The organism is Collinsella ihumii, assembly GCF_900046475.1.
GTDB lineage: Bacteria > Actinomycetota > Coriobacteriia > Coriobacteriales > Coriobacteriaceae > Collinsella > Collinsella ihumii.
The window spans coordinates 84,628-104,530 of the sequence record NZ_FCOU01000005.1; the positions used below are offsets into that span (position 1 = coordinate 84,628).

Annotated in this window: 13 protein-coding genes; 8 read left to right on the top strand and 5 right to left on the bottom strand. The window is 64.2% G+C overall.

Features of this window, described 5'->3' with window-relative positions; all coding sequences use genetic code 11:
* Positions 1–93 precede the first annotated feature (93 nt).
* Positions 94–1,125, top strand: a complete 1,032-nt coding sequence (locus BN3789_RS04385; protein ID WP_066830574.1) for a DUF1385 domain-containing protein — start codon at positions 94–96, stop codon at positions 1,123–1,125.
* Positions 1,126–1,160: 35 nt separating this feature from the next.
* Here the strand turns inward: BN3789_RS04385 and BN3789_RS04390 are convergent, their stop codons facing one another.
* Complete coding sequence (locus BN3789_RS04390; protein WP_066830577.1) at positions 1,161–2,804, bottom strand: zinc ribbon domain-containing protein; 1,644 nt, start codon at positions 2,802–2,804, stop codon at positions 1,161–1,163.
* A 170-nt stretch (positions 2,805–2,974) separates the two neighbouring features.
* On the opposite strand from BN3789_RS04390, the gene BN3789_RS04395 reads away from it, so the two are divergent.
* The 4 genes from BN3789_RS04395 (at position 2,975) to BN3789_RS04410 (ending at position 7,893) form a co-directional block, all read left to right on the top strand.
* Positions 2,975–3,424: a low molecular weight protein-tyrosine-phosphatase gene (locus tag BN3789_RS04395; RefSeq protein WP_066830580.1), complete on the top strand. Its 450-nt coding sequence runs from the start codon at positions 2,975–2,977 to the stop codon at positions 3,422–3,424.
* Positions 3,425–3,610: 186 nt separating this feature from the next.
* A complete protein-coding gene (locus BN3789_RS04400; RefSeq protein WP_066830588.1) occupies positions 3,611–4,108 on the top strand; it encodes a MarR family winged helix-turn-helix transcriptional regulator in 498 nt (165 codons plus the stop codon).
* Entirely contained in the window at positions 4,101–5,933 is a 1,833-nt protein-coding gene (locus tag BN3789_RS04405) for an ABC transporter ATP-binding protein (RefSeq protein ID WP_066830591.1), read from the top strand. The genes BN3789_RS04400 and BN3789_RS04405 overlap by 8 nt, the downstream gene beginning before the upstream one ends.
* Positions 5,923–7,893, top strand: coding sequence for an ABC transporter ATP-binding protein (locus BN3789_RS04410; RefSeq protein ID WP_066830594.1), 1,971 nt, complete (start codon positions 5,923–5,925; stop codon positions 7,891–7,893). The genes BN3789_RS04405 and BN3789_RS04410 overlap by 11 nt, the downstream gene beginning before the upstream one ends.
* Positions 7,894–8,293: 400 nt before the next feature.
* Here the strand turns inward: BN3789_RS04410 and BN3789_RS04415 are convergent, their stop codons facing one another.
* Positions 8,294–9,109: an HAD hydrolase family protein gene (locus tag BN3789_RS04415; protein ID WP_066830597.1), complete on the bottom strand. Its 816-nt coding sequence runs from the start codon at positions 9,107–9,109 to the stop codon at positions 8,294–8,296.
* A gap of 156 nt (positions 9,110–9,265) precedes the next feature.
* Here BN3789_RS04415 and rlmKL point away from each other — a divergent pair, with 156 nt between their 5' ends.
* Both rlmKL and BN3789_RS04425 read left to right on the top strand, forming a co-directional pair.
* Complete coding sequence (gene rlmKL, locus BN3789_RS04420; protein ID WP_066830600.1) at positions 9,266–11,590, top strand: bifunctional 23S rRNA (guanine(2069)-N(7))-methyltransferase RlmK/23S rRNA (guanine(2445)-N(2))-methyltransferase RlmL; 2,325 nt, start codon at positions 9,266–9,268, stop codon at positions 11,588–11,590.
* 156 nt (positions 11,591–11,746) lie between these two features.
* Entirely contained in the window at positions 11,747–13,795 is a 2,049-nt protein-coding gene (locus BN3789_RS04425; RefSeq protein ID WP_079989086.1) for a KUP/HAK/KT family potassium transporter, read from the top strand.
* 90 nt (positions 13,796–13,885) lie between these two features.
* Here the strand turns inward: BN3789_RS04425 and BN3789_RS04430 are convergent, their stop codons facing one another.
* Positions 13,886–14,671: a nitroreductase family protein gene (locus BN3789_RS04430; protein WP_066830604.1), complete on the bottom strand. Its 786-nt coding sequence runs from the start codon at positions 14,669–14,671 to the stop codon at positions 13,886–13,888.
* A 218-nt stretch (positions 14,672–14,889) separates the two neighbouring features.
* Between BN3789_RS04430 and BN3789_RS04435 the strand changes: the two genes are divergently transcribed.
* On the top strand, positions 14,890–17,100 hold the full coding sequence (locus BN3789_RS04435) for an LTA synthase family protein (RefSeq protein ID WP_066830607.1): 2,211 nt from the start codon (positions 14,890–14,892) through the stop codon (positions 17,098–17,100).
* Between the two features lie 106 nt (positions 17,101–17,206).
* Here BN3789_RS04435 and bilS read toward each other — a convergent pair whose 3' ends face one another.
* Positions 17,207–17,752 (bottom strand): flavodoxin family protein BilS, encoded by a 546-nt coding sequence (gene bilS, locus BN3789_RS04440; protein WP_229254184.1) that lies wholly within the window; start codon positions 17,750–17,752, stop codon positions 17,207–17,209.
* A gap of 171 nt (positions 17,753–17,923) precedes the next feature.
* Entirely contained in the window at positions 17,924–19,804 is a 1,881-nt protein-coding gene (locus BN3789_RS04445) for a PTS mannitol transporter subunit IICBA (protein WP_187119112.1), read from the bottom strand.
* Positions 19,805–19,903 lie beyond the last annotated feature (99 nt).

Sequence of the window (19,903 nt, forward strand, 5' to 3'; positions counted from 1 at the left end):
ATGGGAAATCGAAAGATACCGATGCGGGGCCGCAGCGCAGCACCCTTCGCGCTAAGCTTATGCGCGTGAAATCTCGAAGATCCGGAGGATCGCATGACAGCAAAGCACACGGACATCGCCGAGGAAGGCGAGCTGTTCTGTACGCATATCGGAGGGTCGGCAACGCTTGAGGGCGTCATGATGCGCGGCAAGCTCAATTGGGCCGTCGCGGTGCGCTGCGAAGACGGCAGCATCTATGTCGAGGAGCACGACCTTCCCGACGCGTCGTCGCGACCGGCGTGGTTCCGCTGGCCCATCGTGCGCGGGTGCGTGTCGTTCGCCGAATCCATGGTACTTGCCTACCGCGCACTCGACATCGCCTCCGAGCACGTTTTCATCGACGAAGAGGACGAGGGGCAGGAAGACGCTCCGTCCGACTCCCCCGAACACGAGCAGAGCGATACCGAGGAGAAGGACGGCGTGATGGGCATCGCGATGGCCGTCTCCGCCTGCATCGGCGTTCTGATCGGCATCGCCCTGTTCATCCTGCTCCCCCTGCTGATAACCAACCTGGTCGTCGGCGAGCTCAACAGCGGTAACTCTTTGGTCTGGAGCCTCGTGGAGGCGCTGCTGCGCATGGTCGTGCTCGTCGCCTACGTGGGCGGCGTCGGCCTCATCCCCGACATGGCCCGCATGTACGGCTATCACGGCGCCGAGCACCAGTCGATCCACTGCTTTGAGCACGGGCTGCCGCTCACGCCGGAGAACGCCGCGCGGTTCTCGCGCCTGCACGTGCGCTGCGGCACGGCCTTTCTGGTCATGACCGTCGGCATCGCGCTGATCCTGCACGCCGTGGTGCCCGTGGGAGCCTGGGCCGAGGCGCTGGGCCTCTCCGGCATCGCGCGCACCCTGTTCGTCATGGGCTCGCGCCTGATCCTGCTGCCCATCGTCGCCGGTGTCTCGTACGAGGTCACCGTGAAGTGGGCGGGATCGCACCCGGACAACCCGCTCGTCAAAATCGCCCTGTGGCCGGGCCTGCAGATGCAGCGCCTCACCACGCGCAAGGCGGACCCGGGGATGCTCGAGTGCGCCATCGAGGCGCTCAAGCGCGTCGACGCGCGAGAAAAGGCGGCCGCGTCGGCATAGGAAGACGGGGGCGTAAGCCCCCGTCTTCCTATGCGCTACTCAAGCGGCTGCAGGCTTTCCACGATGCAGGCGTACAGATAGTCATCGGTCACGAATACCAGGTCCGAGTTTCCGTCGTTTGCGACCATCTCATCGCGGATGGACTCGTACGTGACGTTTCCACCGGTCTGCAGATCGACGATCTCTTCCGCCTCGTCCATCGTGTAGTAGTCGTTCGGATCCGTCGAGTTGGTCATGTAGGCATATCCGATCAGCCAGCCCCAACGGCGCGCCCACACGGACGCGTAGGTTCCGTCGCCGAGGGCGACATCGCCCAGGCAGGCATAGCCCACATCGCCCACCGCCTGCGTGGTGCCGCGCTGAACGGTCACGTTGAAAAGCTCGAGATCCGGGTATTTCGCCGAGCACACCGAGACATGGTCGCCATCGACCTGCACGGTCACGCGTCCGTCCCAATACGAGGGCATATAGAACTCGTAGGAGTCGGCGACCACGTGGCGGGAATCGTAAGACTCCTGCTCCTGCTCCTGCTGCTCCTGCTGGGCCGCAGCCGCGTCCTCGCGGCGCTGGACGGCGGCGGCACGCAGGGCGTCGGCGTCGGCATGGCCGTCCGCCGTGTCGGCGGCGGCGAGCTGGGCGGCGGCCAGGATCTGATCGTCGGTCACCTCGAGCGCATCGATGGGCGTCAGGGTGAAGGAGCCCTGCGATGTAACGTCGACGGCGTCGCCCGGGTTATCGGTCGCCACCGTGATGTCGAGCACCGTGTCGGGAACCGTGTAGATGGTGCCGTCGGCAGCGATGGGCGAACCGGCAACGGACAGCTGGTAGGAACCCTGGCGCAGCATCAGGCCGGTGCCCGCCGTCGTGACGTACTGTGTCTCGTCGACGGCTTCGCCCGTGGAGTTGGTGCCCACGACGCGGACCGGCAGGCGCGAGGCGCCCTCGTCGGTGTTCCACCCCTCGGCCGCCACCGCGATCGTCACACTGTGGAGCGCCTGTGTGGCCTGCTCCGCCTGCTGGGTCGCCTCATCCTGCTGGCGCTGCGCATCGAGCGCGTACCACAGGCCTCCCCCGGCAAGGGCCGCCACCGCGATGACTCCGACGACGATGCTGACGGTCTTTCCGACATTCCGGCGCGGCTTCTCTCCGTCGTCATGCGACGGGGCAGCGGACGGCGCGGGAACGGCGACGCGCGGCATGGGCCCGGTCGATCCCGAGCGCAGGCGCGGGTCGGCGGGGGCGACCGCCTCGCGAGCAATGTCGACCATCGTCGTGTCGGCGGACGGCTGCGCGCTCGGCGCGGATTGGGGAGACCCCGCGCGCGACCCGAGCAGACGCACGCCGCAAGCGGGGCAGTACGGGTCGGTAGGGCTGACGGGCGCTCCGCAAGAAGGGCAGACGAGCGCCCGGCGCGTGGGAGTCGCGCCCTGGCCGTCGCCCCACAGCGCGGCAGCGGCCTGCGCCGCATCGTCGGCCATGGGCACGGCCGCCGGCACGCCGGCCGGCGCGACGGACGCGCCGCAATGCGAGCAGAACAGCGCGCCGGGAGCAAGCTCCGCCCCGCACTGCGGGCAGACGGCAGCCGAGGCGGCCGCGCCGACCGGCTCGATCTTGGTCCCGCATGAGCTGCAGAACAACGCATCGTCGGATATCTCAGCATGACAGGTCGGGCAGATCATCTCGCCTTCTCCTTCCTGCTCAACAATCGGTTCAACAACGATACCACGCCGCACAGACGGTCGGGGGCGCCCGGCGCAGAATGGACCCCCGTCGCCTCCAAACGACGCGTCCGTCCAAAACCTGTCAAAATGTACCCGTCCTCAACGAGTTGCTATACAAAGGAGCGGCCATGCATAGAATCCTGTTCATCTGCCACGGCAACATCTGCCGGTCGACGATGGCCCAATCGGTTATGGCCGAGCTTGTGCGCCGTGCGGGCCGCGAGCGGGAATTCGATATCGACTCCGCCGCCACCAGCTATGAAGAGATCGGCAACCCGCCGCACTGGGGCACCGAGACCAAGCTGCGCGAGATGGGCATACCGCTTGTCCCGCACCGCGCGCGGATCATCTCGCCCAGCGAGTACGACCGGTGGGATCACATCATATATATGGATGGGGAAAACCGGCGCGGGCTCAAGCGCATCCTCAAAAGCGACCCCGACGGCAAGGTGAGCCGGCTGCTCGACTGGACCGATCGCCCCGGCGACGTCGCCGATCCCTGGTACACCGGCAACTTCGACGCCACCTACCGCGACGTCCTCGACGGCTGCACCGCGCTCCTCGCCGCGCTCGACTGAAAAACAGCCGATTCATTGCTTTCGCGCCTCCCTGCGCAAGGGGTCCGACCCTTGCGCAGGGAGGCAAATTCGTCGGAAACATGAATAATTCGTTCACCTAATTATTCGGTACCTTGACTTGTAGATTCACGGTAGTACCCTTCTTGAGTCCAACTTGAAAAATCGATAAGGGGAAAGGAGATCTGCATGTGCGATACCGCCGATAGCGATCCGGCGAAACGTCCTGCGTGCGCCGCGCCGGATGCCCCACAGCCCAACGACACGCCCGAAGAGGCGCGTGCTCGCCGACTGCTGTGGAACCTCGGCTATTGTGGCCATTACCTGCACTTCCACAGCGGGGGAAGGTCTGGGCGAGCGGCCATCATCTGCCTTCTGGCCAAAAACGACGGCCAGATGTCTCAACAGGAGCTCGGTGCGTTTTTCGACCTCAAGCCCGGCTCGCTGTCCGAGATTCTCGCCAAGATCGAAAACGCGGGCCTTATCGAGCGAACGCGCAACCCGGAGGACCGCCGCCAGCTTTCCATCCGCCTGACCCAAAAGGGCACCGAGGAGGCGGCGCTCGAGCAGGAGCGACGCCTGCGCTTCAGACAGCGGGCGTTTTCCTGCCTGACCACCGAGGAACAGGAGCAGCTCGTCGTCATGCTCGACACCATTCGTTCGCATTGGGAGGGATTGAATGATTAAAACGCTCATGGGGAGCATCCGCGAATACAAGAAAGCGGCTATCGCCACCCCCATCATCGTGACGGGCGAGGTGGTGATGGAGGTCGCCATCCCCTTCGTGACCGCCCAGCTCATCAACACCATCCAGCAAGGCGCCACCGTGTCCGAGATGCTGCCTTTCGCCGGCATCCTCGTCGCCATGGCGCTCGCGTCGCTGTGCTTCGGCATCGGCGCCGGCCTCACCTGCTCTGAGGCGAGCTGCGGCTTTGCCAAGAACCTGCGCCACGACGTGTTCGCCGCCGTCCAGCGCTTCAGCTTCGCCAACATCGACCAGTTCTCCAGTTCCTCGCTGGTGACGCGCCTCACCACGGACATCACCAACGTGCAGCTGGCCTACATGATGATCATCCGCACCGCCATCCGCTGCCCGCTCATCCTCATCTGCGGCATCATCATGGCCTTCATCATGGGCGGCCCCATGGCCATCGTGTTCGTCGTCGTGGTGCCCATCCTGGGCTTCGGCCTCTACAAGGTCATCCGCACGGTGCACCCCATCTTCCGCTCGGTGTTCCACAAGTACGACGCGCTCAACGAGTCCATTGAGGAGAACGTCACCGGCATGCGCGACGTCAAGAGCTACGTGCGTCAGGACTACGAGAAGCAGAAGTTCGGCCGTGCCGCCCAGGACGTGTGCGCCGACTTCACGCGCGCCGAGAAGATCCTCGCCTTCAACGCGCCGATGATGAACCTCGCCGTCTTCACGGTGTTCACGATCATCATCCAGTTCGGCTCCTACCTCATCATCTCCAGCCGCGGCACCGCGCTCAACGTGGGCCAGTTCTCCGCGCTGACCACCTACGGCTTCATGATCCTCATGGCGCTCATGATGGTGTCCATGGTGTTCGCCATGATCACCATGGCGCAGGAGTCGGCCGAGCGCATCGTCGAGGTCATCGAGACCGAGCCCACCATCAAGAACCCGGAGCACCCCATCACCTTCATGCGCGACGGCTCCATCGACTTCGACAACGTCACCTTCAAGTATTCCGAGAAGGCCGAGCACCGCGCGCTCGCCGAGATCGACCTGCACATCAAGAGCGGCGAGACCCTGGGCATCATGGGCGGCACCGGATCGGCCAAGACCTCGCTCGTGAACCTCATCAGCCGTCTGTACGACGTGACCGAGGGCTCCGTGAAGGTCGGCGGCGTGGACGTGCGCGACTACGACCTCGAGTACCTGCGCAACAACGTGGCCGTGGTGCTCCAGAAAAACGTGCTGTTCTCCGGCACCATCAAGGAGAACCTGCGCTGGGGCGACCCGAACGCCAGCTATGACGAGCTCGTCGAGGTCTGCAAGCTCGCCCAGGCGGACGAGTTCATCCAGGGCTTCCCGCAGAAGTACGACACCTACATCGAGCAGGGCGGCACCAACGTATCCGGCGGCCAGAAGCAGCGCCTGTGCATCGCGCGCGCCCTGCTGAAGCGCCCGAAGGTCCTGATTCTCGACGACTCCACGAGCGCCGTCGACACCAAGACCGACGCGCTCATCCGCGAGGGCCTGGCGCAGTACCTGCCCGAGACCACCAAGATCATCATCGCACAGCGCACGAGCTCCGTCGAGCACGCCGACCGCATCCTGGTGCTCGACAACGGTCATATCGTGGGTCTGGGCACGCACGACGAGCTCATGCAGACCTGCGACATCTACCGCGACACGTACGAGTCCCAGAACCGCACCAACGACGAGGATACCGAGGCCGCAGCCGTCCACGACGACGCCTCGGCGCAAAAGGATCCCGCCACGCAAGCCGAAACCGCGAAAGGAGGTGTCGCCGATGAGCATTAACAGCGATGCCAAGAAGCAGTACGAGGCCAGCCGCCAGAACGTCGCCGGCCGCCAGGCGCCCGCAGCGCCCGCACGCGGCGGGCGCGGGAAGACGCTCGGCCGCCTCATCCGCACCCTGTTCACGTTCTATCCCAAGCTTTTGCCCATCGTGGTCGTGTGCATCGTGGTCCAGGCCATCCTGTCCGCCATGCCCGCCACCTTCATCCAGCGCGCGCTCGAGATCGTGACCGCCACGTGGGAGTCGGGCGACTGGGCATCGGTGTCCGGCAGCATCACCACCCTCACGCTGACGCTCATCTGCGTGTACGCCGTCACGCTCGCCGCGAACTTCACCCAGACGCGCCTCATGGCCATCATCACCCAGGGTTCGCTCGAGAAGTTCCGCGAGATGCTGTTCGACCACATGCAGGATCTGCCGATCAGCTACTTCGACCAGCACCAGCGCGGCGATATCATGAGCTACTACACCAACGATATCGACACCCTGCGCCAGATGATCTCGCAGTCCATGCCCAACATCTGCCTGACAGTCATCACCTGCTGCTCGGTGATCTGCGTCATGGTGTACTACAGCGTGTGGATGGCGCTCGTCGTCATCCTGGGCGTGTGCTTCATGGCCTACATGACCAAGCAGCTCGGCGGCCGCTCCGCCCGCAACTTCGTGGCGCAGCAGCATGAGATCTCGGTGGTCGAGGGTCATGTCGAGGAGATCATGAACGGCCAGCGCGTCGTGAAGGTCTTCTGCCACGAGGACGCCGCGCAGGAGGACTTCGATGTCCGCAACGAGAAACTCTTCCGTGCCGCCCGCGCCGCCAACATGTACACCAACACCCTGGGCCCCATCCTCATGAACCTGGGCAACCTGATGTACGTCATCGTGGCACTCGCCGGCGGTATCTTCATCGCCTTCGGCACGCCCAACGTGTCCGTGTCCGGCCTGGCCTTCTCCGTTGCCGTCACCGTGCCGTTCCTCAACATGACCAAGCAGTTCGCCGGCCAGATCGGCCAGATCTCCCAGCAGATCAACGCCGTAGTCATGGGCCTCGCAGGCGCCGAGCGCATCTTCGAGCTCATGGACGAGGAGCCTGAGCACGACGAGGGCTACGTCACGCTCGTGAACACGAAAATGGAGAACGGCCAGCTCGTGGAGGTCGAGACGGGCAAGCACACCGGCCGCTGGGCCTGGAAGCACCCGCATCACGACGGCACCGTCGAGCTTGTGCCGCTCGAGGGCGACGTGCGCCTGTCCCACGTCGACTTCGGCTACAAGCCCGGCCACACCGTGTTGCATGACGTGAGCGTGTGGGCGAAGCCTGGCCAGAAGATCGCCTTCGTGGGCGCCACCGGTGCCGGCAAGACCACCATCACGAACCTCATCAACCGCTTCTACGACATCGCCGACGGCAAGATCCGCTACGACGGCATCAACATCAACAAGATCAAGAAGAACGATCTGCGCCGCTCGCTCGGCATGGTGCTGCAGGACGTGAACCTGTTCACCGGCACCGTCATGGACAACATCCGCTACGGCCGCCTGGACGCCACGGACGAGGAGTGCATCGCCGCGGCCAAGCTCGCGGGCGCGCACGGCTTCATCGAGCGCCTGCCCGAGGGCTACAACACGATGCTGACCGACAACGGCTCCAACCTGTCCCAGGGCCAGCGCCAGCTGCTCTCCATTTCCCGCGCCGCCGTTGCCGACCCGCCCGTCATGATCCTGGACGAGGCCACCTCGAGCATCGACACGCGCACCGAGGCCATCGTGCAGCGCGGCATGGACGCCCTGATGAACGGGCGCACCACGTTCGTGATCGCGCACCGTCTGTCGACCGTCCGCAACTCCGACGCGATCATCGTGCTCGACCACGGCCGCATCATCGAGCGCGGCAGCCACGACGAGCTGATCGCCAAGCGCGGCACGTACTACCAGCTGTACACCGGTGCCTTCGAGCTGGAGTAACCGATACCCTCATAGCACCTGAAGCGGCCCCGTGCATCTCATGGATGCGCGGGGCCGCTCGCATGATGGTGAAATGTTTTAAACCCTACCGGCCCGTTCATTCATGAATGAGCGAGGTGTCGAACAATCGAATCCTGGGCAAACGTCAAAATGGCCTCCGCTCTTTCATGAATGAACGGGGGCTTAGGCCAGGCGGTCCGCCGACTGCCCGCTTCGGTTGGTTGGGGACGGGTTCGTTCCAACCCATGCCTGGCGTCGCGACGGTTTTTGCGGGAAGGCGCCGCGGGTGCATATCGGGGACGTACCTTCCGCATGCACTTTTGCATGCTGGGGACACCCCTTCGGCGCGCACGCTCGCGCGAGCCCCTCGAGGTGCCGGGACATGCCCCATGAACCCGCGCTAGATCAAACCAAAGTGCGCCAGGCCGGTAGCTACGCCGTCGTGCGCGGCGGAATCGGTCACGTAATCGGCCTGCGCCTTGACGACATCCATGGCGTTGTCCATGGCGATCGATGTCTCGACGGCCCGCAACATGGGGAGGTCGTTCTCAGAGTCGCCGAAGGCGTACGTGTTCTTCGTGCTGTGGTTCAGCTGCTCCAGCGCCTTCGCGATGCCGAAGGCCTTGTCAATACCCACGGGCCCCGCCTCGCCCGCACCGAGCCCCAGGTTGTAGAACGTGTAATGGGAGCGCAGGGGCTCGCCCATCTGCTCGACGCGCTCGATCATGTCGCCCGCATAGGAGAACTTGCTGAAGCGCAGGTCCGTAGCGGCGCACAGTTCCTCCCACGAATGGACGGAGAGCGCACCGGGGATATCGGTGTAGACGCCGCCGTTCGGAAGCAGGGCGGCAGAGCAGTCCGTGCCCTCGAACAGCACCTCGATGCCCTCCCCCATCAGCCAATCGACCGTCGCGTGCAGAAGGTCGAGGTCGATCGTCCGCTCGAACACCTTACGCCCCTCGAAAAACAGACATGCACCGGACGATGTGATGAGTCCGGTCGGATTGAGATCGAGAAGCCCCTGGTTGATCAGGTTGCGAGGACGGCCCGTGCAGATAAACGACAGATTCCCCCGCGCGTGAAGGCGCTCGAACGCTCGCTTCACCCCCGGCGTCACCTGCGCGTGCGCAACGTTTTGCGCCGCATTGGCGTCTGGGTCGTGCCAGATGAGCGTCCCGTCAACATCGAAGAACGCCACGGCAGGGGCATCGTACATGGGTATCTGTCTCCCTTCTTGTCGCTCGCTTCATCATATAATGGTGCGATGCCGATAGCGGCATCATCTTGCGCGCTCTTCAGCGCATCTCCATTCGCCCGCGCCATATCCGTACGATCCCGCGCGCCGCGCACCATCCATCCAGAAAGGCCCCTCATGGAATTCTATGCAAGCTGCCCTCAAGGGTTTGAAAGCGCTCTCGCCGACGAGCTGCGCGACCTGGGTCTTCCACGGGTGCGCAAGCTCAAGGGGCGCGTGTCGTTTGCGGGCACCCCGGAAGACGCGGAGCGCGCCTGCCTGTGGTCGCGCCTGGCAAGCCGTATCTTCGTGGTCTTGAAGCGCTTTACCTGCCGCGATGCCGACGAGCTCTACGACGAGGTCTATACCATGCCGTGGGAGGACATCCTGAGACGCGGGTCGACCATCGCGATCACGGCATCGGGTACGAACGGGAACCTGCGCAACACGCGCTTCACCGCGCTGCGCGCCAAAGACGCCCTCTGCGACCGCCTGGCCGACGAGGTCGGCGTCCGCGCCGATGTGGACACCGGACACCCCGATGCCCGCATCTCGATCGCCCTCCATGACGACCGCGCCAGCCTGCAGCTCGACCTGTCGGGCGAGCCGCTGTTCCGTCGCCTGCCCCGCGAGATCGGCCGCCAGGGAGGCTCGCTCGCCCTGCGCCCCGATTACGCTGCGCTCGTGTTGGCGCAGGTCGCATGGAAAGCATGCTGCGACGCGGACGACGCGCCGGTGCTGATCGACCCCTGCTGCGCAGACGGGGGGATCCTTCTGGAGGCGGCATCGATCGCGGCCGGCCGGGCGCCGGGGCTCGAGCGCACGCGCTGGGGCTTTTCGTGCTGGGCGGATCACGACCGCGCCGCATGGGACCGGATGCGCTCAGAGGCCAGGCAGCGAGCTCAACAGGTCGGCCGGGCGCATGCGCGCATCATCGCGACCGACTTCGATGCCGCTGCGCTCTCCCGCACCCGTCGCCTGATCAAAGCAGCCGGTGCGGACGGCATCGTCACGTTCGTCCAGCCGACCGTCGAGGCGATATCGGCGCACCTCGGCAGCCCCTCGGACACCCACGTACTCGCCGCCTACATGTGCGCGCTCAGGCTCAACGACGCGTCCCGCGCGTCAAGGCTCATCCAGCAGCTCGCGGCGCTCGCCCCGCTGCGGTACGCGCCCGTCTCGGCGCTTTCCCGCGACGGCCTGCTCGAGGTCGCCCTGCGCATGCGCCCGACCGCCGACATCGCGATCAAGCCCAACAACGAGGACGCGCGCCTCGTCCTGTTCGACCGCTCGCACGGCTCCGCCGACGCGGAATCAGACGCAGGCGCAAACACGCACCCGAACGCATCGACGCGCACGTCGGCACCGGTCGAGACCGTCGCCACCGTGGACGTGGGAGACGGCTCCCCCGTCGCCGTGCTCGTCCCCGAATCCGATCAGTTCGCCGCACGCCTCAAAAAGGTCGCGCGCCTGCGCCGCAAATGGGCCAAGCGCGAGGGCGTCACCTGCTACCGCGTCTACGACGCCGACCTTCCCGACTACTCCGCAGCCATCGATCTGTACGAAGGGGCTCCCGACACGCCGGGCCGCTGGGTCGTCGTCGCGGAATACGCGGCGCCCAAGTCGATCGATCCCTCCCTCGCGCAGGCGCGCCTGCTTGACATGCTCGAGATCACCCCGCGCGTCCTCAAGGTCGACCCCGACCACGTCGCCGCGCGCTCGCGCACCCGTTCGCGCGGCGGCTCCCAGTACGCCACCGGCGGCGGAGCGTCGTCGGGAGGCTCCGCGCGCGAGACGGATCGTGCCCAGACCCATCAAAACGCCTGGGAGCAGGGCGCGGTCCACATCCAGGAGGGCGGCCTGACCTTCACGGCCAACTTCAACAGCTACCTCGACACGGGAATCTTCCTCGACCACCGCGTCACGCGCGACCTCGTGCGCACGTACGCCAAGGGCTGCAAGCGCTTCCTCAACCTGTTCGCCTATACCGGGACGGCCACGTGCTATGCCGCAGACGGCGGGGCGCTGAGCACAACGACGGTCGACCTCTCCAACACGTATCTGGACTGGGCCCGCCACAACATGGCTCAAAACGGCTTCACCGGACCTGAGCATCGCTTCGTGCGCGATGACGTCCTGGCATGGGTCGCCGAGCAGCGGCGCGCCCATCGCACGTGGGACCTCATCTTCTGCGATCCGCCCACCTTCTCCAACTCCGCCAAGATGGGCGAGCGGACATGGGACGTCCAGCGCGACCACGTCGAGCTGCTGTGCGCCCTCTCCGACCTGCTGGCGCCGGGCGGGCGCGCCATCTTCTCGTGCAACCTGCGGACCTTCCGCCTGGACGAGCGCGCGCTCGCCGACGCGGGCATCGCGGTCGAGGACATCACCGAGCGGACCATCCCCGAGGACTTTGCGCGCAACAAGCGCATCCACCGCTGCTTCATCATCACCAACCGATAGGCCCCCGCGCACTTCCGCACAAGAACCCGTCTCCCGTGGCCGAATCGCCACCGGGGACGGGTTCATCTAGCAGACGGCCCGCCACGTTGCATAAGTGCGCAAAGCTGCCATAATTACTGGCAATTCTGTTGTCCTACCAAGGGAGAAGCGAACATCATGGGATCTTCCCGTAATGCGAATGCTGCTGAGCGATCATCTGCGCAGCATTCTCCTGAAATCCCCATCAGCATCGGGGCCATGCTCGTGACGCTGGGTGTCGTGTACGGCGACATCGGAACGTCGCCGATGTACGTCACCAAGGCGCTGCTCGCGGGCAACGGCGGCATCATGTCCGTCAACGAGGAGTTTATCCTGGGCGCCATCTCGCTCGTCATCTGGACGGTGACCCTGCTGACCACCGTCAAGTACGTCCTCATCTCGCTGCGCGCCGACAACCACGGCGAAGGCGGCATCTTCGCGCTCTACAGCATCGTGCGGCGCGGCGCCAAATGGCTGATCATCCCCGCCATGCTCGGCGGATCCGCCCTGCTCGCCGACGGCGTGCTCACCCCCGCGGTCACCATCACCACCGCCATCGAGGGCTTGCGCACCATCCCCGAGGTGCACGCCATCATGGGGAACAACCAGCTCAACGTGGTGATCATCACGCTCATCATCGTCTGCGCGCTGTTTATCGTCCAGCGCGCCGGCACCTCCAAGATCGGTCGCGCCTTCGGCCCGGTCATGACGTTCTGGTTCATCTTCTTGGGCGTCAGCGGCCTTATGCACGTGCTGGGCAACCCCGTGGTGCTCAAGGCGTTCAACCCCGTCCGCGGCATCATGTTCCTGCTTTCGCCCAACAACCACGCGGGCATCATGATCCTGGGCAGCTGCTTCCTCGCCACGACGGGCGCCGAGGCGCTGTATTCGGACATGGGCCACGTCGGACGCGGCAACATCTACGCCACCTGGCCGTTCGTGAAGATCTGCCTGATTCTTTCCTATCTCGGCCAGGGCGCATGGCTGCTCGCCAACGCCGGCAACACCGAGCTGCTCGGCATCGCCGACCTCAACCCGTTCTTCCAGATGCTGCCCGACGCCATCCGTCCCTTCGGCGTCGTGCTGTCGACCTGCGCGGCCATCATCGCGTCCCAGGCACTCATCACCGGCGCGTTCTCCCTGGTCTCCGAGGCGAGCGGCCTGGACCTCATGCCGCACATGCAGGTCTTCTATCCGGCGGAGACCAAAGGCCAGCTCTACATCCCCATGGTCAACTACGTCATGTGGGCCGGCTGCATCGTCGTCGTGCTGCTGTTCCAGTCCTCGGCGCACATGGAGGCCGCCTACGGCCTGGCCATCACCATCACGATGATCTGCACCACCGTGCTGCTGTTCTTCTACCTGCATAAGATCCGCAAGGTGAAGGTGCTCCCATTCATCTTCGTGGTGTTCTTCGTGGCGCTCGAGGGTTTCTTCTTCTTCTCGTCGCTCACCAAGTTCTTCCACGGCGGCTACTTCACCATCCTGCTCGCCGCGCTGATCATGGCCATCATGGTCAGCTGGTACAACGGCAGCCGCGTCGAGCGTCGACAGGCGAACCTGTTGCCGATCCATTCCTACCTCGACCAGCTTGACCGCCTGCGTCACGACGAGACCTATGACAAGCTGTGCGACAACCTGGTGTACCTCACCAACAACACCCGCACCGACTATCTCGACCGCGACATCCTGTATTCCATCTTCGACAAGCATCCCAAGCGCGCGCAGGCCTACTGGTTCTTGAACGTGCAGGTGACCGACGAGCCGCATACGTTCGAGTACGCGGTCGAGAACTTCGGCACCGACTACGTGTTCCGTGTGACGTTCTACCTGGGCTACAAGGTCAACCAGCGCGTGAACGCCTACCTGCGCCAGGTCGTCGGCGACCTTTCCGCCTCCGGCGAGCTGCCGCCGCAAAAGAGCGACTACTCGGTATACAAGACGCCGGGCCCCATCGGCTCGTTCCGCTTCTGCATGGTCTACAAGACGCTGGCTCCCGAGTCCGACGTCGATCCGAGCGAGCGCAGCGCCATCGCCTTGAAGTACGCGATCCGCCGTCACGCCGGCTCGCCGGTTCAGTGGTACGGCCTGGAGAACTCCAACGTCATCTACGAGTACGTGCCGCTATTCACCAAGTTCAAGACGGTCGAGCATCTGACGCGCATCTATCCTTCGCAGCACTCGTAAACAGGCCGGACAAGGGCTGGCACTTTTAAGCGGGGCCGGTACGTTTTGGACGGGGTCATCCCCGTCCAAAACGTACCGGCCCCGCGGCGTCTACCAGTTTTCGAGCCACCGCTCCATCGAGCGGCCCATCTCCTTCATGAAGTCCGAGGTGTGCTTGCGGGTGTAGATGTCGACCACCCGCTCCCCAGCCTCCTGCACATGGGGGCGGAACATCGCATCCATCTCCGCTATCTGCGCATCGAGCGTCGCCTTGTCCGCACGACGATAGCGCTCGGACATGACGATGTTCTCGACGGGGTGAGGCGTCGCGGGACGCTCTTTTGCGGGAACGCCCAAGATGAGCATGCTGAGCGGCACCGTATGCTCCGGCAACCCGAGCAGTTCGCCAACCTCTTCGGCATTCTCGACGATGTCGCCGATATAGCAGCTGCCCAGGCCAACCGCCTCGGCAGCGATCACCGCGTTTTGCGCGGCGATGACCGCATCTTGCGCCGCGATGGCAAACTCCCCCAGGCCCGGGGTCCGACGAGGCTGCTTGCCCGTGCGCTCGACGAACGCCTCGTCGAAGCACCCCACGTGCTCGAACAGATCGATCCACTTGCAATAGTCCACCACGAACACGAGCGCCCACGGAGCCTGCGCGATCATGGGCTGATGGTCGCAAAGCTCCGCCAGCCGGTCGCGCGTCGCCTGCTCGCGGATGTCGATAATGGAGTACATCATCATCGCGCCCGCCGAAGGGGCGCGCGTCGCGGCGTGCAGGACCGCTTCGCGCTGGGCGTCGGAAACGAGCTCGGGCGCGAATCGACGCGTTGAGCTGCGCCGCTCGATGACATCGAGCACGGCGTTATTCCAGGCAGGGGTCATATCGCTCATAGGCACATCCTCCATCATCTACGGGCGGACCATTCACGCGTACAACCGAGTATGCACGCGTGTATTCCAGCTGTTTTCTCATCCTAACTGTGCGGTCCTTGTCGAGTCGATACAATCTCGACAATCGTTCTGTACCATTGGTTCTTGCAGCATCAAGACGATGTCACCTTTTGGTTAAGAATCTTTGGGCCGCCTGGCCCATAAAGGAGTTTTCCGCCATGGTCGTAACGATCATCACGTGTCTAGGCCTTGCCGGTACGGTGACCTCTGCAGCCCTCGCCGTGCGTCGCGCCCGCTCCGGGCAAGGATCCATCTCCCCCTATGCCGTCGCATGGGGTATAGCGTTCGCCCTGCTCCAGGCCTTTATCGCCATCTGGTCGGGCATCGGGCTCGTTCAGGATGACCTGCTCTCCGCACTCGTGCTGAACATCATCCTGACCGGATGCGCGACTACCGCCTTCAACCGCGAGCAGCTTGCATCCCGCCTGCAGGGCCTGACGTCCCCGACCGGGCGCTTCCCCCACCCCCTCGTGCTCTCCATCGCGTTCATGCTGCTTGCGAGTACCGCCGCCACGCTCGGGCTCGAGCTTTCATCGAACCACAATCTGACCTGGATGTACCCGCTGTGCCTGCTGCTTGAGTTCGGCCTGATCGCCGGCGTGCTCACGGGCCTCTTCTTGGTGCTCCAGCGCCGCGGCGCCGCGAGCGCCGCCCTCGCGCTCATCCTCTATATCATCGGCGTCGCCGAGTACTTCGTCATCACCTTCAAGTCCATGCCCATCACGCCGGGCGACCTGTCCGCCCTCTCCACGGCGGCAGCTGTGGCGGGAACGGGCTACACCTACACGCTGTCCGCGTTCTGCCTGTATGCTCTCGCGTGCGCCGCAATCGCCATGCTGCTTGCCATGCTCGCTGGCACCCTGCGTCCCGCCCCCGAGGCCCGTTCGCGCAAGGGCCTCATCATCAACCTCGTCATCGGCCTGCTCATCATCGGCGGGGTCGGCGCACACGTCACCCTTATCGACTACTACCACACCCTCGGCATCACGATCTACACGTGGCGCCCGCTTGAGAGCTACTACCGTCAGGGATTCTTGCCCGCCTTCATCTCGGGCGCCCAGACCATCAACCCTCCCAAGCCCGACGACTACAGCGTCGATGCAGCCGAGGCCCTCATCGATGAGTACGCGCGCGCCTACGATGAGCAGAACGCGACCAACGGGAACCGCGCCGCGGCCGAGGCCCAGTTCGATGAGGAGAAGCCCACGGTCATCGCCATCATGAACGAGACGTTCGCCGATCTGTCCATCTACCAGCAGATGCACGCGGACTACACCGGTCCCGAGTTCTTCAAGAGCCTGTCGGACTGCCTGCAGCGCGGCAAGCTCTACGTCTCGGCGTACGGCGGCGGCACCGCCAACACCGAGTACGAGTTCCTGACCGGAAACTCAATGTCCAACCTCGGCACGGGCGTGTACCCCTACACCATCTACAACCTCATGGACGCCGAGAACCTCGCTGGTCAGTTCAAGGACCTCGGGTACGACACGGTGGCGATGCACCCCAACCATGCAACGAACTGGAACCGCGAGAACGTCTACGAGGACTTCGGGTTCGACGATTTCCTGGCCATCGAGGACTTCCAAGATGCCGAGACGCTGCGCGGCATGGTCACCGACCGCGCCACGTACGACAAGATTCTCGAGCTGCTCGATACCAACAACAACCCGCAGTTCATCTTCGACGTGACGATGCAGAACCACTCCGGCTACAACACCGGCCTCATTCCTGCCGACAAGCGCGTCGAGCTGAGCATCGACGGCATGTCCGACTCCGAGATCAACGAGTACGTCTCGCTGATCAAGGAATCCGACGAGGCCCTGCGCTACTTCATCCGCCAGCTGGAGCGGCTCGACCGCAAGGTCGTCGTGGTGTTCTTCGGCGACCACCAGCCCTTCTTCCCCTCGCGCTTCAACGACCTGTGGTTCACCGACGAGGACGAGGCGACGCACCAGGAGCGCCTGTGGCAGACCGACTACCTCATCTGGGCCAACTACGACGTGGCGGGCAACGACCAGACGAGCGAGACGGTCGACCTGTCCACCAACTACCTGGGCTCCGCTCTCATGAACGTCATCGGCGCACCGCTCAGCGATTACCAGAAGTCGCTCATCAGCCTGCGCGAGGCGCTGCCCGCCATCAACACCACGGGCTTTGAGGACGCCGACGGCCGCTGGTACCTCTCGAGCGTCACCGACGCAGGCGGGAACGCCACGCTGGAGGAAGCCGTTCAGGCCCGCAGCGACTACGCGACGATGCAGTACTACGAGATGTTCTACGACGGCAAGAACATCTACACGACGCGATACCAATCGGCGGCAAACGAGACCGATCCGAACCTCGCACCGGGAACGACCAAGATCCAGTAGCCAGCCATCATAAAGCGCGCGCCCTTGTTTTCCATCGAGAACAGGGGCGCGCGCTTTTTCACCGGTGCGCACAGGAAAGCGCCGCGGCACGCGGGGGTATCCGCAGCTACCTGATGTCCAGAGCGTCCAGCATCGCGTCGGCGATCTTTTGCGCATCGCTCGCATCGGGGTGGCTTGCCGCGGCGTCGAAGTTGTCGATCATCGCCTGCACGCGCTGGTCACCGGGTTTCTCCGCCAGCATGGCCTCATAGCGCTTGCGAATCGCCGGGCCCATCTTCCCCTGACACATGGCACCCCCCAGATACGCCGCGTCTTCGGGCAGCTTTGCCTTCACGCCGGCAAGAATCCGCTCGAAATACTCGGGCGCCCCGCCGAATCCGGCCGTGCCGAACAGGAAGACCTGCTTGCCAGACAGCTCGGGCAAAAGCTCCGACACCTCCTCAGAACAGGTTCCCTTGTCACACCAGAAGCCCAGCAGAACCACATCGGCAGGCTTGATCGCCGAGCGCGCACCATCGAGGTCGGCTGCGGTGATCTCGCACGCTTCCGCCTCGATACCATGCTGAGCCAGCGCATCCCTCAGCGCCTCGGCGACCATCTTGGTGTTGCCCCCACGGCTGTTGTAGAGCAGCGCGACGTTCCTCTTGTCCACGTCCCTCTCCCTATCACTCGTCATGAAACCGTAATCACACCGCTCTATACCCCAGCTCGGCGTCGGATAACCGCACGGCGCGCATATCAACCGTGCGATACGCCCACCGCACGCATACGCGGGCCTCCGGATCAACCGGAGGCCCGCGCGCATGAAAGGGATCGGGTGATGCTAGTTCGCCTTGTTCAGCACGTCGGCGATCCATGCCACGTCATCGGTGGTCTTCATCTTCTCGAGCACGCTCTCGTCCTCGATGGCCTTGCAGATGGCCGCCAGCACCTCCAGATGCTCGTTGCCCTTGCCGGCGATGCCAAAGAGCAGATACGCCTTCTCGCCATCGAAGTCCACGCCGTCGGGATACTGCTGCAGGACCACGCCGGTATGCTTCACCGCATCCTTGGCCTCGTTCGTGCCGTGCGGAATCGCCACGCCCATGCCCATGTAGACGCTGGTCAGCTTATCGCGTTCGACCATGGCATCCACGTAGCTCGCGTCGACGCAGCCCTTCTCCACGAGCAGCGCGCCGGAAGCCCTGATCGCGTCCTCGCGTGAAAGCGTCAGGCAGCCCACGCGGATATCATCGGCCGTCACGCTGAGCACAGGCGCGGACTGCTCGGCCGGCTTGGGCTCTTCCACGAGCGCCGGAGCGGCAACCTCGTCGCCCTTGAGCTCGTGGGCGCGGGCGAGCTTGGTCAGCGCCTCGTACAGCGCATCGAGCGCGGGGTCGTCAAGGAAGTTGTCGATGGTGACGATCTGCGCGGTCGGCGCGCTCTTGCGGGCACGTTCGGACAGCACGCGCTGGCACACCACGATGGCCGCGTCGGCGGGAACGGTGTCGACGCTCGAATGCTCAACGGTCAGGTCGGGGCGCTCCGCCTTGATGCGGTTGCGGAACCTGGTGGCGCCCATTGCAGAGGAGCCCATGCCGGCGTCGCACGCGAACACGATCTTGCCGTCCTTCGTGTCCGAGATGACCGCGGCCTCGGAGGTGCCCTTCATCTCGCGCATCTGCTCGCTTGCGCGATCGATATCCGCCACGGCCATGGAACGCACCAGCGGGACGGCGATCGCAAACGACACGCCGGCGGCAATCGCGACGCCGATGATATTGGTGACCATGAACTCAGGCGGCGTCATGGACAAAAATGCAATGATGGAACCAGGAGAAGCCGCAGAGGTCAAGCCGGTGCCGGTGAAGCTGAACCATGCGATGGCGCAGGCGTTGCCCACGATGGGAGCGATGATGACCTTGGGGTTCATGAGCACGTAGGGGAAATAGATCTCGTGGATACCGCCGAAGAAGTGGATGATGACGGCACCGGGCGCAGACTGGCGCGTCTTCGCGTCGCGGCAGAAGAAGCAGTATGCCAGCAGCACGCCGAGACCGGGGCCGGGGTTGGCCTCAAGCATGTACATGATCGAGCGTCCGGTCTCCTGCGCCTGGGCGATGCCGATGGGCGTGAAGATGCCGTGATTGATGGCGTTGTTCAGGAACAGCACCTTCGCCGGCTCGATGAAGATCGCGAGCAGCGGCATGAGGCTGTACTGGATCAAGATCTGGACGCTACCCATGAGGACGGTGAGGATCGCCGTCATGATCGGGCCGATGGCGACGTAGCCGAGCATCGCCAGCAGCATGCCGATGATGCCGACCGAGAAGTTGTCGATAAGCATCTCAAAGCCAGCGGGCGTGCGGCCCTCCATCGCCTTGTCGAACATCTTGATGACCCAACCGGCAAACGGGCCCATCACCATGGCGCCCATGAGCATCGTCGTGTCGGGCGCGCCGGCGATGCAGCCGATGACCGCGATGGCACCGGTGATGCGCCCGCGATCTCCTCCGGTGAGATAGCCGCCCTGAGCCGCGATGAGCACGGGGATGAGATAGGAGAGCATGGGTCCCGTAATGCTCGCGAACTGCTCGTTGGGCAACCAGCCCGTCTCGATGAACAGCGCCGTCAGGAAGCCCCAGGCGATAAAGGCGCCGATGTTCGGCATCACCATACCGCTCAAGAACTTTCCGAATGACGACACTTTGTCTTTGATCGCCATCGTGTCCTCCCTTTCGTTTGTGGGTAGCGATTCGATAGCCTGTATCCTATTGTTGTTGTTTCAATAGTTCTGTCTAATCCTTGCTTTTACACTTTAAAC